Below are 17,729 nucleotides of genomic sequence, written 5' to 3'. Positions count from 1 at the left end.
CAGGTGTGAACGGTCAGGCGCGCATCCACTCCGTGACGACCACCTCGCCGCCGGTCCGCAGCCGCAGGGCGAACGGGCCGGTGGGCGGGGTGGCGCAGGCGAAGCGGCCCATGTCGTCGGCGGTGAGCGGGGCGCCCGCGCGCGGCCCGTGCAGAACCTCGACCGAGGCGGACTGCGGCGGCATCAGCTGCCCCAGCAGGCCCTCCTCGGACACCTCCACGTCGACCGTGAGCCCACCACTGTGGAAGGTCAGCATCCTCGGCACGTCCTCGGCGCCCCTGACCGGGATGGCGTCCGTCAGCGAGTCGAAGGTCAGCTCGGCGATCCGGGCGTCCAGGTCGTGCAGCGCGTACGCCTCGACGGCGAGCCGGCACAGCTCCGGCGGGACCGGGTCCAGGATCGCGGTGGCCCGGCGGAGTTCCTCCTCCAGGCTTCCGAGATCGAACTCGTCGTCGAACCCGTCGTCGTCCAACTCGTCGTCGAACATGCCGCCCATGCCGCCCATGCCGCTCATGTCATTCATGTCATTCATGTCGCCCATGCCGTTCACAGCGCTCCCCGTGCGTCGAGTCGGGCCCGCAGCCGGCGCAGACACCGCTGGCGCATCGGTCCGATGCTGCCGATGGCGATGCCGAGTGCGGTCGACACCTCCTGGTAGCTGGGCGGCGGCGAGGCGATCAGCACCCGCAGCAGCTGCCGGCAGCGGTCGCCGAGCGCCTCGAGCTCCTGCCACAGGAAGCGGACGCGCTCGCTCTGCGCGGCCGCCTCCTCCGAGTCGAGGACCGACTGCTCGGGCGTCGGTTCGTCGCTGGCGCGGTCCAGCAGTTGGGGATCGTCGGTCGGTGTCAGCCGCCTCAAGCTCTTGAGCACCTTCAGGCACTCGTTGCGCGCGGTGCTCGCGAGCCACGATCCCGCCTTGTCCGGTTCACGGATCCGGCCGAGATGCTGGGCGAAGCGGAACCAGACGGTCTGGTAGACCTCGTGTCCGTCGGCCTCGGAGAGCCGGTGTGCGCGCACGACCGACCACACCAGCGGGCTCAGCCGTTCGACCAGCGCTTTCCAGGCCGCCGTTTCACCGTCGACCGCCGACTGGACGAGCGCGCCGACATCTGTACGCTCCACCGCCCCACCCCTCGTGTACGGCCTGTCATCGTACGCCGTGACGGGGGCTCCCTCGGACCTCATGAAGTACTCGCCGGGATCCTCACGACAGGCCGACCGGGGCCGGACGCCAGCCGGCCGGGCGCAGCGCCGGGACATGCGCCCCGCGCACCTCGGCGAACTCGGCGTTCTGTTCGAGCAGTTGACGGGCGGCGGCACGGGGATCGGTCTCCTTGGTCGCGGTCATGTGGGCGGCGACGAGTCCGGCCACCACGGGTGTTGCGAACGAGGTCCCGCTCCAGGAGGCGAGCCCCTCGAACATCACCTGGTCCGGCTTGCCCGACGTGTCGCTCAGCACGCCGGTGTGGCGCGGGGAGCGGCAGGTGCAGGCGTAGCCGAACCCGTAGCGGCAGGTGTCGTAGGTGGAGTGCTGGTAGACGTACGGGACGGGCGCGCCGAAACCGGTGAGGGCGCCGGTGAGGCGCTCGCCGGGGGCGTAGACCCGTACCCAGGGGCCGTGGTTGCTGAAGCAGGCGCCGAACTCGCCGTCGGCGCGCAGGGCGCCGACCGACAGCACGGCGTCGGCGTACTCGGGCAGGGAGGCGTAGGCGGCGGGCCAGAAGGGTGTGGCGCTGGCGTTGTTGCCCGCGGCGGCGACGAGCAGGGTGCGCTGTTCGCCGAGGGCCCGCATGAAGGCGTCGAGGCCGAGGAGGCCGTCGATACGACCGTTGGAGGTGCCGGCGGAGAGGCTGAGGATCTCCGGCCAGCCGCCCTGCTCGACGGCGTCGAAGAGTTTCTCGCCGAACTCGTCCTCCAGGATGGCGCCGCAGTCGTTGAGCGTGCCCCGCACGGTCACGTCGGTGTTGGGCGCGACGGCGGCGACCAGTCCGGCGATGAACGTGCCGTGGCCGACGTACTGCTGGAGGACGCCGTCCCGGTCGGTCTCCTGGATCTGGAGGTCGCCGTCGGTGTGGGCGAGCGGCGGGTAGGAGCGGTAGTCGTGCATCAGGCCGGTGTCGATCACGAGGACGCCGACGGCGGTGTCCGGGTCGTGGTTCCCGTCGGCCGGGGCGGGGTTGGGCTGCTGGGTGGGCGGCGCGGGCACGGGTTCGTCGCCGGGGCAGGCGTTGACGGAGATCGACACGACGTGGTTGCGGCTGACGAGCCGGCGGCCGGTACGGCCCTCCGCCTCGCGCAGGGCGCGCAGGGCGCCGGCGACGTGGTGGTCGGCGGTGCGGTCGCCCTGGCCGGGGTCGCCGACCTGGATGCGGGTGATGCCGGAGCGGTTGGTGCGCGGTCCGGCCCGGCGGACGTGGTCGGCGGTCAGGCCGGGTGCCCCGGTGAAGTGGGTGCGGACGGTGTCCTCGACGACCTGCGCCTCCTCGCCGTCGCGGGCGAGGACGACACCCTTCTCGTAGATGAACTCGGCGGAGTCGTCCGGCCCCATCGCGAGCGGCACGCCGGGCAGCGAGCGCTGGATCTGGTCGAACTGTTCGTGGAATCGCCGTGGTGCCATCGCGTGTCCTCCCCCTGGCCGGTGTGTCGTCAGTCAGATCCGCGAGGCGGTCCGCTGATACAGGTGGTGCGACGGCGGGGGCGGTGGTGCGGTTGCGGAGCCTGGGGGTGAACTTGTGTACGTACGCCCCCTGCGCCCGCCCTCGTGCCGTACGCCCCTTGAGTGCGCCCCCTAATACGCCCCCGAATGCACCCGGTGCGGACGCGTGCGCCTCCCGCGCCGGGCCAAGTCCGCTGCGCGTGCCTTCCGTATCGCGCCAAGTCCACTGCCACGACGCCCTCTTGTTACCGGCCGATACGGCTCCGAACTGGTGTGGCGTGCCGTGCGGAGCACTACCATCCGTGGAGTGACAGCGGCAAACGACCCGGTTCTCGAACTGCTGCCGATGGTGTTCGCCGCCCCCAACGACGCGTTGGCGCGGGCGGAAGGAGTGCTCGACACCGATCCGACACCCCTGCACGCCTCGGTCGCCCATCAGGTGATCGGCATCTGGCAGCGCGACTGGGGCGACATGCGGCTCGCCCTGGACCATCTGCGGCGCGCCCGCGACCTGGCGGCGCGCGCGGACTGCGCGGAGCGCGAGGCGGACGTGCTGGCCACGCTGGGGGTGGCGCTGGTGCACGCGGGCCGCACCCGGCAGGGCCTGACGGCATTCGAGCGGGGCATCGAGCGCGGGACGGGCCACACCCGCGCGCGCGTGCTGTACCGGCGGGCCTACTCGTGGTGGGTGCTGGGGCACCACCGGGAGGCCCTGGAGGACGTACGGCGGGCGATCCCCGTGCTGCGGCAGGCGGACGACGTCATCTGGACGGCGCGCGCCCTGACCCTGCGCGCCACCGTGCATCTCGCGCTCGGGGCGGTGGAGCGGGCCGACGCGGACTTCAATGCGGCCGAGGCGCTGTGGGACACGACCGGCCAGGAGCACGACAAGGCGGACGCGGTGGAGAGCCGGGGCCTGGCCGCGTTCCGCTCGGGGGACGTGCCCGCGGCTCTGCGGCTCCTCGACGAGGCCGAGGAGCGGTACGCCAAGCTCGGCACGCCCACCTTCATGCTCAACATCCGGCGCTGCGAGGTGCTGATGGCGGCGGGGCTGGCGCCGGAGGCCGTCGCCGAGGCGGACGCGGCCATAGCGGTCCTGGACGGCATCGGCGGCCAGTCGACCCGCAAGGCGGAACTGCTGCTGGCCGCCGCCAAGGCCGCGCGGCTGGCGGGCGACGCGGGCACGGCGATCGCGCGTGCGGCGGTGGCGGTGCGGCTGTTCGCGGGGCAGCGGCGCACCTGGTGGGAGGCGCATGCCCAACTGGTGCTGATCGACGCGCGGGTGGCCGCGGGGCGGGGTTCGGGACGGCTGGTCGCCGACGCGGTGAAGGTGGCGGAGCGGCTGTCGTCCTTCGGGGCGCCCGCCGCGCCGGAGGCCTGGCTGCTGGCGGGCCGGATCGCGCTCGGCCTCGACTGGACGGCGGACGCGGAACGGTATCTGGAGATCGCCGCGCGCAGCCGGCGCAGCGGGCCGCCGCTGGCGCGGATGACGGGCTGGGCGGCCCAGGCGCTGTGGGCCCGGGCCACCGGCTCGGACCGGGGCGTGCTGGAGGCGTGCCGGCGCGGCCTCGCCGTCCTCGACGACCACCGTACGACGCTGGGCGCCTCCGAGCTGCGGGCCCGGGCCACCGCGCAGGGCGCCGAACTGGCCGCGCTGGCCCAGCAGGTGAGCCTGAACGGGGGCGGCCCCCGGCGGCTGCTGGAGTGGAGCGAGCGCTGGCGGGCCACGGCGCTGTCCACCCCGCCCACCCGGCCGCCCGCCGACCCGGCGCTGCTGAGCGGTCTGACCGCGTTCCGGGTGATCGCGGCGCGCGCGGAGGAGGCCCGGATGGACGGGCGTCCGGTGCCGACCCTGGAGCGGGAACAGCGCCGGCTGGAGCGGGAGATCCGCTCCCGCACCCTGCACATCCGCGGTCACGCGCCGGGGTACGGCGGCCGGTTCGACACGGGCCGGCTCCTCGACCGGCTCGGCGACGGACGGCTCGTCGAACTCGCCGTACTGGACGGGCGGGTTCAGGTGCTGCTGTGCGGCGGGGGGCGGGTGCGAAGGTTCGCGGGCGGGCTGCTGGCCGAGGCGGAGCGCGAGGCCGAGTACGTGCAGTCGGCGCTGCGCCGGCTGGCCCACCCGGGCGGGGAGGGGCGGCTGCCGCTGGCCGAGGCGGCGGGGCGGCGGCTGGAGGAGCTGCTGCTGGGCGAGGCGGCCGAACGGCTGGGCACGGGGCCGGTGGTGGTTGTGCCGCCGGCGCGCCTGCACCGGGTCCCGTGGGCACTGCTGCCGTCGCTGCGCGAGCGGGTGGTGAGCGTGTCCCCGTCGGCGAGTGGCTGGCTGCGCGCCCGGGAGACCGAGCCGCCGCCGGGCGGCCGGCAGGTTCTGGTGCGCGGGCCGGGCCTCGCGACCGGCGGCGCGGAGGTGCCCGAGGTGGCCGGACGGTACGGCAGACCCACGGTGCTGGAGCAGGACGACGCCCAGGGGAACCGGGTGCTGCGGGAGCTGGACGGGGCCGCGCTGGCGCACATCGCGGCACACGGCACCTTCCGCGCCGACAGCCCGATGTTCTCGGCGCTGCGGATGGCCGACGGCCCGCTGATCGTCCATGACTTCGAGCGGCTCGCCCGCAGCCCGTACCGGATCATCCTCTCCAGCTGCGACACCGCCCGGCTCGCCTCGGTCGGCGCCGACGAACTCCTCGGTCTGGTCACGGCGTTGCTCCCGCTGGGCACGGCGGGTGTGGTGGCGAGCAGCGCGCCGGTGAACGACGCGGCGGTCGTGCCGCTGATGCTGGCCCTGCACAAGGCCCTCAGCGACGGCGCCGGCCTGGCGGAGGCGCTGCGCGACGCACGGGCGGCCCTGCCGGGGGACGCGCTGCACCAGGCGACGGGGTGGGCGTTCACGGCGTTCGGGGCGGCGTGAACGCCCACGGGTTCAGGCGGGTTGCTCCATCAGCCAGGGCAGCGCCGCCCGGTCACCGGCGCCCAGGCGGGTGTACGCGCCGTAGAGATGGTTGCCGACCGTACGGACCGACAGGGTGAGGCGCTCGGCGATCTGACGGTTGCTCAGTCCCGATGCGGCCAGGGTGACGATCTGCCGTTGCCGGGCGGTGAGTTCGCCCAGGGCGAGGCCGGACAGGGCCGGTGTGCACGCCCCTTGGCAGCGGCGGGCGAGGGCGACGGCCCGGGTACGGGCGGTGCGGGCGGCCGTGGGGTCGCGGTGGACCCGTACGGCCTGGGCGTGCGCCTCGGCCGCGAACAGCAGGAACCCGCGCTCCGCCAACTCCTCGGCGACCCGGTCCAGCGCGGGACCGTCGGCGTCGGCGAGGGCGCGGGCGTGTCGGTCGAAGACACTCCCGGACGGGAGGTGCCCGAGGGCACGCTCGGGAACGCCCTGGCGTACGGCGTCGTAGGCGTCGAAGTCGCCACGGGCGGCCGGGGTCGTTCCGTCGTCACGGGCGGCCGGGGTCGTTCCGTCGTCACGGGCGGCCGGGGTCGTTCCGTCGTCACGGGCGGTAGGAGCCGTGCAGACGTCCCGAGCGGCCGGGGCCGTACGGCCGTCACCGGCGACGGAGGCCGTACGGCCGTCTCGAGCGGCCGGGGTCGCGCAGTCGCCACGGGCGGCCGTGGCCGTGCCGTCGTCACCGGCGGTAGGAGCCGTGCAGACGTCCCGAGCGGCCGGGGCCGTACGGCCGTCACGGACGACGGGGGCCCTGCGGCCGTCTCGGGCGTCAAGGGTCGTGCCGTCGTCACGGGTGGTGGGAGCCGTGCAGTCGTTGCGGGCGGCCGTGGCCGTGCCGTCGTCACCGGCGGTAGGAGCCGTGCAGACGTCCCGAGCGGCCGGGGCCGTACGGCCGTCACCGGCGACGGAGGCCGTACGGCCGTCCCGGGCGGCCGGGGCCGCGCAGTCGCCACGGGCGGCCGGGGTCATGCCGTCGTCCCGGGCGGTAGGAGCCGTGCAGTCGTTGCGGGCGGCCGGGGTCGTGCAGTTGTCCTGGGACTCGGGGGCGGGGCGGCGGGCACGGGCCGCGGCGGGGGCGGCGCACTGGTGACGGGCGGTCGCCGGGGCGGTCGTGACTGTCTCACCCAACTCGATGGCCGCCAGGGCGAGTTCGCGGTGGCAGGCCGGGTCCTGCGGGGCGTTCGACAGCCCCTCCCTCGCCCAGGCCGCGGCCTCGCGTGGTGCTCCGCGCAGGCGCGCGTGGCGGGCGCGGACGGCGGCGTACCCGGGCGGGACGGGTTCCCCCTCGGCGACCAGCCACTCCCCCACCGGGGCCCGTACGGTGCGGACGTCGGCCTGTTCGATGCCGTGGGTGAGGGCGGCGGCCTCCGCGTCGAGGGCGGCGTCGAGCGGCCGGCGGGTCATGGTCAGCCGCCTCGCACGGAGTCGGCCGGCGGCGGCGCGCAGGACGGGACCGTACAGGGGGTGGGCCAGGCGGACGGTCGCGGGTTCGCCGTCGTCCGCCTCGATGAGGCCGTCCGTCTCCAGGCGTTCGAGGACGTGCAGGTTGAGGGTGTCCGCGGCCAGGGGCAGGGGTTCGGCGAAGGCGAGCCGGTCGAGGGTCTCGCGTTCGTCGGGGCAGGGGCGGGCGAGGACGGGAGCGGTGCGTTCGCGGAGGGTGGGGGTCAGCGGGATCCGGCCACGCCATGCCCGCTCGTCGGTGCCGGGGAGCGAGGTGAGCAGGCCTTCGTCGCGTACGGCGGCCAGGAGATCGCGCAGCAGGCGCAGGTCGCCCCGGCACAAGCGGTGCAGTCGGTCGACGGTGAGGGCTTCGAGGGGGCCGCCCGCGTCGGCCGTGAGGAGCTGGGCGGTGTCCTCGGCGGGGAGGGGTTCCAGGGCCAGGCGGGGCAGCAGTTCGCCGGTCCACAGGCGGGTGACGGCGTCCGGAACGCAGGCGCCCTCGGTCACGACGACCAGCAGCCGGGTACGGCCCCGAACGGCCAGCTGGTACAGCAGCGCGGCGGAGGCGTCGTCGAGCAGATGGGCGTCGTCGACCAGCAACAGCCGTACGTCGGAAAGGAGTTGGACGGCCCGGTGCAGGGTGACGCCTTCGGGGAGCAGAGGGGCGAACGCGGCGAAGGCGGTGCCCCGGGTGCCGGGTGTGCCGGCCGCGCGGGCGCAGTCGGTGCCACGCAACGCCTCGGCCGCCAGCCGGGTGCGGCCGCAGCCCGCCGGTCCCGTCAGCACGATCCCCGGCCGGCCGGCCGCCAGTGAGCGGCGCACCAGCTCCAGTTCCTCCTCCCGTCCGGTGAACGGCCATGGCAGTCGCAGGGTCCCGGCAGGCGTCCCGATCGTCGTCACGTCATCAGGAGCCCGGATACTCAGGTCTGATACAGGGCGACTTGAGTAGCCCCCGACTCAGGCGCCCGGACGGACCGGCACGGCACGCTGGTGGTCATGACTGCCCGCTACTGCTCGCTCGCGCAGCAGCCGGTGCCCGCCTTCGCGCCGGGGCTGGCCGCCGAGCGGCTCGGCGCGCTCATGAGCGGGCGCCGGATGTGGGTCAACGGCACGGTCCTGCACTACCACTTCTTCGACGCCGAGAGCGACGCGTCGGTGATCCCGGTGCCGGGTTCGGGCGGCACGCGGCGGGTGTCGTGGGTCGGCGACGGGGCCCAGCGGGACGTGGTGCGCGACTGCTTCCGCGCGTGGGCCGGCCTCGGGATCGGGGTGTCGTTCGCCGAGGTCGCCGACCGTTCGGAGGCGGAGCTGCGCATCGGCTTCCAGCAGGGGGACGGGTCCTGGTCGGCGGTGGGCCGGGACGCGCTCCTCGTGGGGCTCAACGAGCGGACCATGAACTTCGGCTGGGACCTGACCGCCCCCGGGGAGCGGGCGACGGCCCTGCACGAGATCGGGCACGCGCTCGGCATGCAGCACGAGCACCAGAGCCCGTTCGCCGGCATCCACTGGGACGACGAGGCCGTCTACGCCGATCTGGCGGGCCCGCCGAACCACTGGAGCCGGGACCGCACGTTCTTCAACGTCCTGCGCAAGCTGGATCCGGCCGAGGTCAACGGCTCGGTCTGGGATCCACAGTCCGTGATGGAGTACCCCTTCGCGGCGGGGCTGATCCTGGAACCGGAGCAGTTCCGCGGCGGTGTCCATCCGCCGGGGGGGCTCTCCCCGCTGGACAAGGAATTCGTACTGCGCTGGTATCCGCCGCTCGACGCGCTCCGGCCGCCTGCGCTGGCGCCGTTCCGGTCGGTGGCGCTGTCGCTGGGGCCGGGCGAGCAGGCCGACTTCACCGTGGAGCCGAGGGAGACCCGCGAGTACACCGTCGGCACCTTCGGGGAGAGCGACTCGGTCGTCGTGGTCTTCGAGGAACGGGACGGCGAACCCCGCTTCCTCGCCGGCCAGGACGACGGCGGCACCCCGCGCAACGCCACGCTCAGGGCCCGGCTCGTCAAGGGCCGCCGCTACTTCGTCCGCGTCCGCCTGTACTCCGGCTGGGGTTCGGGCGAGACGGCGGTCATGTGCTGGTGAGCGGCACAGGACCGCGTGGAGACCACTGTCCGGCGCCGGGGGAAAGGCCGGGGTGACATCACCTTCGGGGGAGGGAGACGTCACCCCGGCCGCACCGGCGCCAGGACGCGGCGCACTCCTCGGCCGTCTCGTCGTCGGCGAACTCGTCGAGGCCGCCGGGCGTGATGTGCGGGACGAGGACGAAGCCGTCGCCGGCGTCCGCCTGGACGTAGTCGTTGATGGTGCGGGCCGACCGGGGCGAGGCCCGGTCCAGGCCGAGGAGGGTGTGCGTGACGGCGATGCGCAGTCCGTCCGGGTCGGCGGCGGTGCGGACAGTGGTCGCCCGGGCGCACGCGAAGGTCGCCGACGCGCGCCGCGAGTTCCACCGCGCATGCGAAACGGGGCGGTGTCCGGAAGACACCGCCGCACGGTCCGGCGCGGGAGGGCCCGGCTCAGCCTTAGAGCCTGTGTCTGATGGCCCTGCAGACGCGCTGCAGGTCGATGTGACGGCGGGAGGTGAGACAGGTCAGTCCGAGGCGGGCAGTGCCTTGGGGGCCTTGACCGTGAGCGGCTGTCCTCCGTAGGTCAGTGATCCCGCACCGGAGGCGGTGCAGAGGAGCTCGAGGGTGTCGGCGGCGTCGACGTACCGCTTGCCGATGAGGGTGCCGGGTGTCTCTCCGGCGGGCGGTGCGGCCGGGGCCTGCCCGGCGGGCACCATCGGGGTGCCGCCGCACTCGATGGGGCCGGCCGCGTCTGCGGGGGCCCGGATGACGATCACCCGGGTGGTGCCGGTCGGCGAGGCGAGCTGGTCACCGGGGCGCGGGGTCGGTGCGGGGGAGGTCGCCATGGCGCGGTTCTCCTTCGGGGGCGGGGGCGGAGGCGGGGGCTTGTGCCGGTGCGGCGGAGGCGGAGGCCGAAGGGGCGGCGGCAGCCGTGAGACGTTCCCCCAGCCGGTCCAGGTCGTACGACTGGCGGGCCAGCCAGAAGCGCAGGAAGCCGGTGAGGGAGTAGCGCAGGAACAGCGCGCCGCCCACCACCGCGGCGGTGACCCCGCCGAGGCCGAGGGCGAGGGCGTCGCCCTGGCCGAGGCTGGAGTCGGTGGCGTGGGCGAGCGGGAAGGCGAGGCCGCCGAGGACCAGGCCGGCGAGCATCAGCAGTCCGCCGAGGCGCAGCCAGAGGGCGGCGCGGGCGGCGGCCGGGTCGGGGATTCTCAGCTCGGCGAGTTCACGGACGAACCGCTCCGCCCGGTCGGCGGGCGGCCCCGGCACGGAGGACACGGAGTTCACGGATGTCACGGATGTCACGGAGGTGCTGGTCATCTGGCGCTCCTCGACAAGCTCAGCGGGCTCATGTGGCGCTCCCCAGGTAGTAGGACGAGAGTTCGGCGTGCAGGGAGCTGTCGGGGTGTCCCTGCCACTGGACGCGGCCGCGGACGACGACGGCGGCGTGGTCGGCGATCTTCAGTACGGCGGTGGCGAACTGTTCGACGACGAGCACCGCGACGCCCTGCCGGGCGATCTCGGCGACGAGTTCGTACAGCCCGGCGACGACCAGCGGGGCGAGGCCCATGGAGAGTTCGTCGAGGAGGAGGACGGCGGGGTCGGTGGCCAGGCCCCGGGCGAGGGCGAGCATCTGCTGCTCGCCGCCGGAGAGGGTGCCCGCGTGCTGGGTGCGGCGTCGGCCGAGGACGGGGAAACGGGCGTAGGCGGTCTCCTCGATCTCCTCCCGGGTGCGGCCGGTGAAGGTCATCATCAGGAGGTTGTCGCGGACGGAGAGGTTGGGGAAGACGCCCCGGCCCTCGGGGACGAGACAGACCCCGGCGCGGGCGAGGTCGCCGGGGCGGACGCCGGTGGCGTCCCGGCCCCCGAGCAGCAGCCGTCCGCCGCTGGGCGGGTGGACCCCGGAGGCGACCTTCAACACGGTCGTCTTTCCCGCCCCGTTGGGGCCGAGGAGGGCGACCACCTGGCCGGCGGCGACCGAGAGGTCCACGCCGTGCAGCACGGTGATGCCGTTGTACGCGGCGCGGACACCCGCGAGTTGGAGCAGGCTCATGCTTCCCCCAGGTAGGCCGCGAGCACCGTCTCGTCGCGCTGGATCCGGGCGGGCGGGCCGCAGGCCACGACCCTGCCGAGGTCGAGGACGTACACCTCGTCGCAGACGCTCATCACCAGGCCCATGTCGTGTTCGACGAGGAGGACGGCGGTGCCGTCGGCGGCGAGCGAGCGCAGCAGGGCGGCGAACCGTTCGGTCTCCTCGGCGTCCTGGCCGGCGGCGGGCTCGTCGAGGAGCAGGACGCGCGGTTCGAGCACGAGGGCGCGGCCGACCTCGACGAGCCGGGCGATGCCGGTGGGCAGGGCGTCTGCCGGGTCGTCGGCGAGGGCCGCGAGGCCGAGCCGGTCGAGCACCGCGTCGGCGGTCCGGGCGGCGTGGCGGCGCTCCGGGCCGAGTTCGGCGGCGACGAGGAGGTTGTCGCGGACGGTGAGCCGACCGAAGAGTTCCAGGTGCTGGAAGGTGCGGGACATGCCGCGCCGGGCGCGCCGGGCGGGACCCTCGCGGGTGATGTCCCGGCCGTCCAGCCGGACCCGTCCGGTGCGGGGGCGGCGCAGCCCGGAGACGACGTCGAACAGGGTGCTCTTTCCTGCCCCGTTGGGCCCGATGAGCCCGGTGATCCGGCCGGCCTCGGCGGTCAGCGACACGGAGTCGAGGGCCCGGCGTCCGCCGAAGGCGACGGTCACCTCCTCAGCCTGCAGCAGTGGCACGGCTCAGCACCTCCCCGTCCTCGGGCCGCCAGGGGCGGCGCACTCCCCACCACTCCAACGGCGTTTCGGCAGGCCCTTGTTGACGGGCGGCGGCCCGGATACGCAGGGCGGTCGCCGCCGCGAGGGCGACGGCGAGCAGTAGCCGGCCGTTCACCGCGTCCAGTGCCGCGAGCAGCCAGCACCCGGCGAGCACCGCGCCGGTCGCGCCGAGCAGCAGCCGGTCGCGGGCCAGTGGCGCCCACTCGGTGCGCAGCCGGGTGATGATCCCGCTGGGGCTGTGCGCGAGCCCCATCCCGGCCAGGGCGATGAGCAGGGCCGACAAGTCCTGGGCCCAGGTGCCGAGTTCGCCGAGCAGCTGGGTCGGTACGACGAACGCGATCCCGGTGAACAGGCCGGCGCCGACCGAGCCGAGTCCGGCGATGACGGCGATCAGAAAGATCGGCAGTCCGGCGACGAGGTTGAACTGGTCGGCGGTGACGGTCTGCAGCTGCATGCCGTACAGGGCCCCGCCCAGCCCCGCGATACCGGCCGACAGCGCGAAGACGGCGACCTTCGCGCCGAGGAGCCGGCCGCCGAGGGTGGCGTACGCCGCCTCGCTGTCGCGCAGGGCGATCAGCCGCCGCCCGAACCGGCCCCGGCGCAGCGCGGCCACCCCGAGGGAGGCGAGCGCGAGACAGCCGGCTGCCAGCAGGAGCAGCTGGGCCGGGCTGGTCAGGTGCAGTCCGAACAGGTCGGGGCCGGTGACGATCACCGAGCCCTGGTCGAACAGGGCGATGCGCACCCCGAGGACGTCGAAGGCGGGCAGGGTGAAGATCCAGCGGTCGAGGATCACGGCGAACGCGGTGGTGCCGAGGGCGAGGTAGATGCCGGACAGCCGTAGGGCCGGTACGGCGACGAGCGCGCCGACGGCCGCGGCGACCAGCACGGCGGCCGGCAGCGCCCACAGCTCGCCGTGCGCTCCGAGGTGCCCCCAGACCACGGCGCCGATCCCGGCGATGGACAGCTGGCACAGGGAGACCTGCCCGGCGAACCCGGCGAGCGGGACGTACGACAGCGCGACGACGCCGAGCGCGAAGATCGTGCCGTACGGGACGATCGCGTCCTCGCTCAGCACCGTCACGAGGACCAGCGCGAGGACGAGAACGGAGCCCCCGAAGAGCAGGGTGCCGCGTCGGCCGGGCAGCGGTACGGGGACCAGGCGCCGGTCGCGCCCGCGCAGCCGGCGGTGCGGGAACGCGAGCAGGGCGAGGAGGAGCAGCAGGGCGGGGGCGGCCAGGCGCAGGCCGGGGAGGTAGTCGTTCTGCGGGAGGTAGCCGGCGAGGTAGGCCTCCAGCAGGCCGACGACGACCGCGCCGAGGAACGTCAGCGGCAGACTGCGCAGCCGGCCGAAGACGGCGGCGGTGTACGCGCTGACAATGAGCAGGGACAGCTGCTGGGCGTCGAGCGCGACGGTCGGCGCGATGAGGATGCCGCCGATCGCGGCGAGCTGGATGCCGAGCACCCAGGCGATCCGACCGGCCCGCAGCGGATCGGCGCCGGTGAGTCCGGCGAGCGCCCGGTCGTCGACGCAGGCGCGCATCTCGGTGCCGGCGCGGGTGCGGTGCAGCAGGAACCACAGTCCGGCGGCGACCGCGACGGCGACGGCCGTGGTGACGGCCTGGTGCCAGGTGACGGCGGCCGGGCCGAGCCGCAGGGCGGGACGGTCGGCGAAGAAGGGGGTGAGGGGGCGGGCGGTGTTGGGGTCCCAGACCCAGCGGGCCAGCGCGATGCACCCGGTGAGCAGGGCGACGGTCATGACCAGGCGTTCCGCCTCGCCGAGCGCCTGCACGGGGCGCATCAGCACCCGCTCGACGAGGAGGCCGAAGGCGGGCGCGAGGACGAGGAGGACGGCGGCGAGCGCGAGCGGCACCGGCCAGCCCCAGCCGACGGCCAGCTGCCAGTAGGCGAAGGCCGCGAGCATCCCGGCCGCGCCGTGGGCGAAGTTGAAGACACCGGCCGTGGTGTGGGTGAGCACGAGGCCGCTGCCGATCACGGCGTAGATCGCGGCGGTACTCAGGCCGACCACCGTGAAGGCCAGGAACTGATCCATGGACTGGAAACTAGCTTCTCACTATTGGAGAATCAACCATTCGGACAGAGGTCGGGCAAAGGGGAGGATCCATGGCCGGAACACAGAGGCGCGGCGCCGCGATCGCGATGGACGCCGCGGAGGTCGACGCGTTCCTGCGCGCGCAGCCGGTCTGCCGGGTCGCCGTGACGGCGTCCGACGGCCATCCGCACCTCAGCCCGCTGTGGTTCGTCTGGGACGGGGCGGCGCTGTGGCTCAACTCGTTGGTGCGCAGCCGCCGCTGGTCCGACGTGGTGAAACAGGGGCGGATCGCGGTCGTGGTGGACGAGGGCGGCTTCGACTTCCTGGCGCTGCGCGGGGTGGAGCTGCGGGGGCCGGCCGAGGTGGTCGGGGAGGTGCCGCGCACGGGTGAGCCGTACGACGGACTCGGTGAGCCCGAGCGGCTGTTCGGGGAGAAGTACGCGGGCGGGAGGTTCCGCCACGACGGGCGGCACGGGTGGCTGCGGCTGATCCCGGACGAGGTGGTCAGCTGGGACTTCGGGAAGCTGCGGCGTTGACGGATTGACGGACGCCACCGGACATGGAAGCTTGATAATCGCTCTAGGAGAATTACATTCTCGGGAGGTCTCTTGAGCGACACCGACGACCTGGTGGAGATCGAGCAGCTCCTCGGCCGCTACGCGGTGGCGATGACGCGCGGCGACGTGGACCGGGTGCTCACGGTCTTCACCCCGGACGGCACCTACAGCGCGTTCGGCGACACCTACCCGCTCGACGAGTTCCCGGCGCTGGCCGCCGCCGCCCCCAAGGGTCTGTTCCTGGTGGGCACGCCGGTGATCGAACTGGCCGGTGACACGGCCACCGGCACACAGCCGCTGTGCTTCGTGGAGCACTCCCGGCACGAGATGCGGATCGGCTACTACAACGACACCTATGCCCGCACCCCGGACGGCTGGCGGCTGCGCACCCGGGCGATGACCTTCATCCGGCGCAGCGGCGACCACGACTCGGGGCGGCCGCACGCCTTCACACGGTCATGAGGATCTCCCCCTTCACCGACCCCTTCAGCGACGCCTTCACCGGCCCCTTCACCGGCCTCGGCGCCTTCCGGAGCGAGCTGCGCGACTGGCTCGACGACCACGACCTGTCCCCGTCGGTCGTGGACGGCGGGCTGGACGGGCAGGTCGCGCAACTCGGGCGGGTACGGCGGGCGTTGTGGGCGGCGGGCTGGATGCGGTACGGCTGGCCGGCCGAGGTCGGCGGGCTCGGCGGGCCGAGCGCCCTGCGCGCGGTGCTCGGCGAGGAGGTCGCCGCCCGCGGCCTGACCGAGCCCGGGATCTGGTCGATGGTGGAGGTGCTGGTCCCCACCCTGATCGACTACGCGCCGCCCGCGCTGGCCGCCGAGATGGTGCCTCGGCTGCTGGACGGGCGCGAGCAGTGGTGCCAGGGCTTCTCCGAACCGGGTTCGGGCAGCGATCTGGCGTCCGTGTCGACGCGGGCCGTCCCGTCCGCCGACGGGGAGGGCTGGGTGGTGTCCGGGCAGAAGGTGTGGACGAGCCTCGCCCAGTACGCGGCCCGCTGTGTACTGCTGGCCCGCACCGGCGGCCCCGGACACGCCGGGATCAGCGCGTTCTTCGTCGACATGGACTCCCCCGGGATCACGGTCCGCCCGCTGCGCACGATGCACGGCGTGGACGAGTTCGCCGAGGTGTTCCTCGACGACGTGCACGTCCCCGGGGCACGGCTGCTGGGCGCGCCCGGCGACGGCTGGCGCCTGGCCATGGACCTGCTGCCGCACGAGCGCTCCACCTGCTTCTGGCACCGGATCGCCCACCTCTACAGCCGACTGGACCGGCTTCTCGCCGACGGCTGCGAGGCCGACCCGGACGCGCTCGGCGCGGCCTGGCTCGATCTGCACACCACCCGCTGCCGCTCGGCCGCCACCCAGGCCCGGCTGGCCGGCGGCGGGCGGCTCGGCCCGGAGACCTCCGTGGACAAGATCCTGCTGGCCGGCGCCGAGCAACGGCTGTTCGACACCGCCCGGGAGCTGCTGCCGGGCACGGTCGAGCTCTCCCCGCAGGCCGGCTGGCGCACCGAATACCTCTACTCGCGGGCCGCGACGATCTACGGCGGCACGGCCGAGATCCAGCGCAACATCGTCGCCCGCCGTCTGCTGGACCTCGGAAAGGAGTGACCCGTGGACCCGGCCGAGCGCGCCCTCCTGGCGGACACCCTGCGCAAGACGCTCACCTCGGGCGCCGACCTCACTGACCTGGGCTGGCCCGAGATGCTGGTCGAGGAGCCGGAGACGGTCGTCCCGCTGCTCTTCCGGCTGCTCGGCGAGACGGGCCGGCACGCCCCGGTCCTCAACGACGTCCTCCTGCACGCGGCGGGCCTCCCCCTCACCGGTACACCGGCCCTCCCGTTCACGGGCGGCACCTGTCTGGTCTGGCTCAGGGACGGATCCTCGTACGACAGCCCGCTCGACCCCGAACTGCCCCTGCGGCGCACCGACGTCGACGCCGGCGCCCCGCTCCTCCCCCTCGCCGCCGGGCGCCGGGCGCTGGGCTGGTGGCTGCTGGGCACCGGCCACGCCATGCTCACCCTGGCACGCCAACACGTACTGGACCGCGAGCAGTTCGGGCGCCCGCTCGCCTCCTTCCAGGCGCTGCGGCACCGGCTGGCGGAGACGTACGTCGCCCTGGAGGGCGCAAAGGCGGCGCTCACGGCAGCGGCCGACGACACCGGCTCCCTGCTGGCGAAGGCCGCCGCCGGACGGGCCGCGCTCACGGCCGCCCGGCACTGCCAACAGGCCCTGGGCGGCATCGGGTTCACCGCCGAGCACGAGCTGCACCGGCATGTCCGGCGGGCGCTCGTCCTGGACGGACTGCTCGGCTCCACCCGTGAACTCACCCGTGAGGCGGGCTCGTTGCTGCTGCGTGAGGGCCGCACGCCTCGTCTGGTCGACCTCTGAGGAGCCCCGGATGACCCCTGTCGATCTCTGGCCCGACCTGCTCGACTGCCTCGACCTCACCCCGTGCGATCCGGGCGTCTACGAGGGCCGTTCCCAACAGCTCGAGTACCGGCGGCTGTTCGGCGGTCAGCTGCTCGCCCAGTTCGCCCGAGCCGCCACCCTGGCCGCCCCGGGCAAGGGCCTGAAGTCGTTGCACACCCAGTTCCTGCGGGAGGGCCGGACCGGCGAACCGGTGCGCTACACGGCAGAAGTCCCCCAGGACGGACGGACGTTCACCGCCGCACGCCTCACCGCCCGTCAGTCGCACGGAATCATCGCCGTGGCGAACGCGAGCCTGCATGTGTGGGAGGAGGGGCCGGACCGGCAGACGGTCGGCCCCGTGCCGTCGCTCCCCGGCCCGGAGCGGACCGCCGAACTCCCGCTGCTCCCCTGGGAGTCGCGCGCCGCCACCGACCTCGACACCGAGAAGCCCGAGCCGCCCGTCTTCGAGCTGTGGACCCGGGTGCCGAGGGTGCGCCGGCCCCTCGCGCCGGCCCTCCTCGCGTACGCCACCGACCTCACCCCGATCGGCACCGCGCTGCGGCCGGTGGCCGGGGTGACGCAGACCGACTCGGGGCGGGCGTTCGTCTCGGCGGTCACCTCGCACACCGTGTGGTTCCACCGCCCGGCCGAGGTGGGCGACTGGCTGCTCCTGCGCCAGCACAGCCCCGTCGCCGCACACGGCCGGTGCTTCGGGCGGGGGGATGTGCTGAGCGGGGAGGGGACACTGGTCGCGTCGTACGCGCAGGAGGCGTTGCTGCGGTTCCTGTGAGGGCGCCCCC

At 74.3% G+C, this 17,729-nt stretch carries 17 protein-coding genes; 7 read left to right on the top strand and 10 right to left on the bottom strand.

Annotated elements, in window-relative coordinates; all coding sequences use genetic code 11:
- Window positions 1-13 precede the first annotated feature (13 nt).
- The 3 genes from ACLZN2_RS20700 to ACLZN2_RS20690 form a co-directional block, all read right to left on the bottom strand.
- Window positions 14-523, bottom strand: a complete 510-nt coding sequence (locus ACLZN2_RS20700) for a hypothetical protein (RefSeq protein WP_416980229.1) — start codon at window positions 521-523, stop codon at window positions 14-16.
- Window positions 524-546: 23 nt separating this feature from the next.
- Window positions 547-1,122: an RNA polymerase sigma factor gene (locus tag ACLZN2_RS20695; protein ID WP_416980133.1), complete on the bottom strand. Its 576-nt coding sequence runs from the start codon at window positions 1,120-1,122 to the stop codon at window positions 547-549.
- Between the two features lie 82 nt (window positions 1,123-1,204).
- The gene (locus ACLZN2_RS20690) at window positions 1,205-2,617 is read right to left on the bottom strand and encodes a S8/S53 family peptidase (protein ID WP_416980131.1); all 1,413 of its coding nucleotides are present in this window, start codon (window positions 2,615-2,617) and stop codon (window positions 1,205-1,207) included.
- A 346-nt stretch (window positions 2,618-2,963) separates the two neighbouring features.
- Between ACLZN2_RS20690 and ACLZN2_RS20685 the strand changes: the two genes are divergently transcribed.
- Window positions 2,964-5,567, top strand: coding sequence for a CHAT domain-containing protein (locus ACLZN2_RS20685; protein ID WP_416980129.1), 2,604 nt, complete (start codon window positions 2,964-2,966; stop codon window positions 5,565-5,567).
- 12 nt (window positions 5,568-5,579) lie between these two features.
- On the opposite strand, the gene ACLZN2_RS20680 is transcribed toward ACLZN2_RS20685, so the two are convergent.
- On the bottom strand, window positions 5,580-7,946 hold the full coding sequence (locus tag ACLZN2_RS20680) for a LuxR C-terminal-related transcriptional regulator (RefSeq protein ID WP_416980127.1): 2,367 nt from the start codon (window positions 7,944-7,946) through the stop codon (window positions 5,580-5,582).
- A gap of 96 nt (window positions 7,947-8,042) precedes the next feature.
- Between ACLZN2_RS20680 and ACLZN2_RS20675 the strand changes: the two genes are divergently transcribed.
- Window positions 8,043-9,128, top strand: coding sequence for a M12 family metallopeptidase (locus tag ACLZN2_RS20675; protein ID WP_416980125.1), 1,086 nt, complete (start codon window positions 8,043-8,045; stop codon window positions 9,126-9,128).
- A gap of 58 nt (window positions 9,129-9,186) precedes the next feature.
- Here the strand turns inward: ACLZN2_RS20675 and ACLZN2_RS20670 are convergent, their stop codons facing one another.
- The 6 genes from ACLZN2_RS20670 to ACLZN2_RS20645 form a co-directional block, all read right to left on the bottom strand.
- Window positions 9,187-9,528, bottom strand: coding sequence for a hypothetical protein (locus tag ACLZN2_RS20670; RefSeq protein WP_416980239.1), 342 nt, complete (start codon window positions 9,526-9,528; stop codon window positions 9,187-9,189).
- 105 nt (window positions 9,529-9,633) lie between these two features.
- A complete protein-coding gene (locus ACLZN2_RS20665; RefSeq protein ID WP_416980123.1) occupies window positions 9,634-9,954 on the bottom strand; it encodes a hypothetical protein in 321 nt (106 codons plus the stop codon).
- On the bottom strand, window positions 9,917-10,426 hold the full coding sequence (locus ACLZN2_RS20660; RefSeq protein WP_416980121.1) for a hypothetical protein: 510 nt from the start codon (window positions 10,424-10,426) through the stop codon (window positions 9,917-9,919). Before ACLZN2_RS20660 ends, ACLZN2_RS20665 begins: the two co-directional genes overlap by 38 nt.
- Window positions 10,427-10,454: 28 nt before the next feature.
- The gene (locus ACLZN2_RS20655; protein WP_416980119.1) at window positions 10,455-11,159 is read right to left on the bottom strand and encodes an ABC transporter ATP-binding protein; all 705 of its coding nucleotides are present in this window, start codon (window positions 11,157-11,159) and stop codon (window positions 10,455-10,457) included.
- Window positions 11,156-11,866: an ABC transporter ATP-binding protein gene (locus ACLZN2_RS20650; protein ID WP_416980117.1), complete on the bottom strand. Its 711-nt coding sequence runs from the start codon at window positions 11,864-11,866 to the stop codon at window positions 11,156-11,158. The genes ACLZN2_RS20655 and ACLZN2_RS20650 overlap by 4 nt, the downstream gene beginning before the upstream one ends.
- Window positions 11,847-13,955 (bottom strand): ABC transporter permease subunit, encoded by a 2,109-nt coding sequence (locus ACLZN2_RS20645; protein ID WP_416980115.1) that lies wholly within the window; start codon window positions 13,953-13,955, stop codon window positions 11,847-11,849. Before ACLZN2_RS20645 ends, ACLZN2_RS20650 begins: the two co-directional genes overlap by 20 nt.
- A gap of 71 nt (window positions 13,956-14,026) precedes the next feature.
- Between ACLZN2_RS20645 and ACLZN2_RS20640 the strand changes: the two genes are divergently transcribed.
- From ACLZN2_RS20640 to ACLZN2_RS20620, 5 genes are all read left to right on the top strand, one after another.
- On the top strand, window positions 14,027-14,491 hold the full coding sequence (locus tag ACLZN2_RS20640; RefSeq protein WP_416980113.1) for a pyridoxamine 5'-phosphate oxidase family protein: 465 nt from the start codon (window positions 14,027-14,029) through the stop codon (window positions 14,489-14,491).
- A 72-nt stretch (window positions 14,492-14,563) separates the two neighbouring features.
- The gene (locus ACLZN2_RS20635) at window positions 14,564-14,974 is read left to right on the top strand and encodes a nuclear transport factor 2 family protein (RefSeq protein ID WP_416980111.1); all 411 of its coding nucleotides are present in this window, start codon (window positions 14,564-14,566) and stop codon (window positions 14,972-14,974) included.
- Window positions 14,971-16,128, top strand: coding sequence for an acyl-CoA dehydrogenase family protein (locus ACLZN2_RS20630; RefSeq protein ID WP_416980109.1), 1,158 nt, complete (start codon window positions 14,971-14,973; stop codon window positions 16,126-16,128). Before ACLZN2_RS20635 ends, ACLZN2_RS20630 begins: the two co-directional genes overlap by 4 nt.
- 3 nt (window positions 16,129-16,131) lie before the next feature.
- A complete protein-coding gene (locus tag ACLZN2_RS20625) occupies window positions 16,132-16,908 on the top strand; it encodes an acyl-CoA dehydrogenase family protein (protein WP_416980107.1) in 777 nt (258 codons plus the stop codon).
- A gap of 10 nt (window positions 16,909-16,918) precedes the next feature.
- Window positions 16,919-17,719 carry an acyl-CoA thioesterase gene (locus ACLZN2_RS20620; RefSeq protein WP_416980105.1) on the top strand — a complete coding sequence of 267 codons (801 nt, stop codon included), beginning with the start codon at window positions 16,919-16,921 and terminating at the stop codon, window positions 17,717-17,719.
- Window positions 17,720-17,729 lie beyond the last annotated feature (10 nt).

This window comes from Streptomyces sp. T028 (genome assembly GCF_048159505.1).
Lineage (GTDB): Bacteria > Actinomycetota > Actinomycetes > Streptomycetales > Streptomycetaceae > Streptomyces.
The sequence above is the reverse complement of the archived record's forward strand: the minus strand, read 5'-3'. Positions and strand labels throughout refer to the sequence as shown.

What these genes read in the sequence shown, in the direction of transcription:
- ACLZN2_RS20700 (WP_416980229.1), bottom strand. Translation starts at nt 523, where the DNA reads ATGAATGACATGAGCGGCATGGGCGGCATGGGCGGCATGTTCGACGAC.
- ACLZN2_RS20690 (WP_416980131.1), bottom strand. Translation starts at nt 2,617, where the DNA reads ATGGCACCACGGCGATTCCACGAACAGTTCGACCAGATCCAGCGCTCG.
- ACLZN2_RS20675 (WP_416980125.1), top strand. Translation starts at nt 8,043, where the DNA reads ATGACTGCCCGCTACTGCTCGCTCGCGCAGCAGCCGGTGCCCGCCTTC.
- ACLZN2_RS20665 (WP_416980123.1), bottom strand. Translation starts at nt 9,954, where the DNA reads ATGGCGACCTCCCCCGCACCGACCCCGCGCCCCGGTGACCAGCTCGCC.
- ACLZN2_RS20660 (WP_416980121.1), bottom strand. Translation starts at nt 10,426, where the DNA reads ATGACCAGCACCTCCGTGACATCCGTGACATCCGTGAACTCCGTGTCC.
- ACLZN2_RS20655 (WP_416980119.1), bottom strand. Translation starts at nt 11,159, where the DNA reads ATGAGCCTGCTCCAACTCGCGGGTGTCCGCGCCGCGTACAACGGCATC.
- ACLZN2_RS20645 (WP_416980115.1), bottom strand. Translation starts at nt 13,955, where the DNA reads ATGGATCAGTTCCTGGCCTTCACGGTGGTCGGCCTGAGTACCGCCGCG.
- ACLZN2_RS20640 (WP_416980113.1), top strand. Translation starts at nt 14,027, where the DNA reads ATGGCCGGAACACAGAGGCGCGGCGCCGCGATCGCGATGGACGCCGCG.
- ACLZN2_RS20630 (WP_416980109.1), top strand. Translation starts at nt 14,971, where the DNA reads ATGAGGATCTCCCCCTTCACCGACCCCTTCAGCGACGCCTTCACCGGC.
- ACLZN2_RS20620 (WP_416980105.1), top strand. Translation starts at nt 16,919, where the DNA reads ATGACCCCTGTCGATCTCTGGCCCGACCTGCTCGACTGCCTCGACCTC.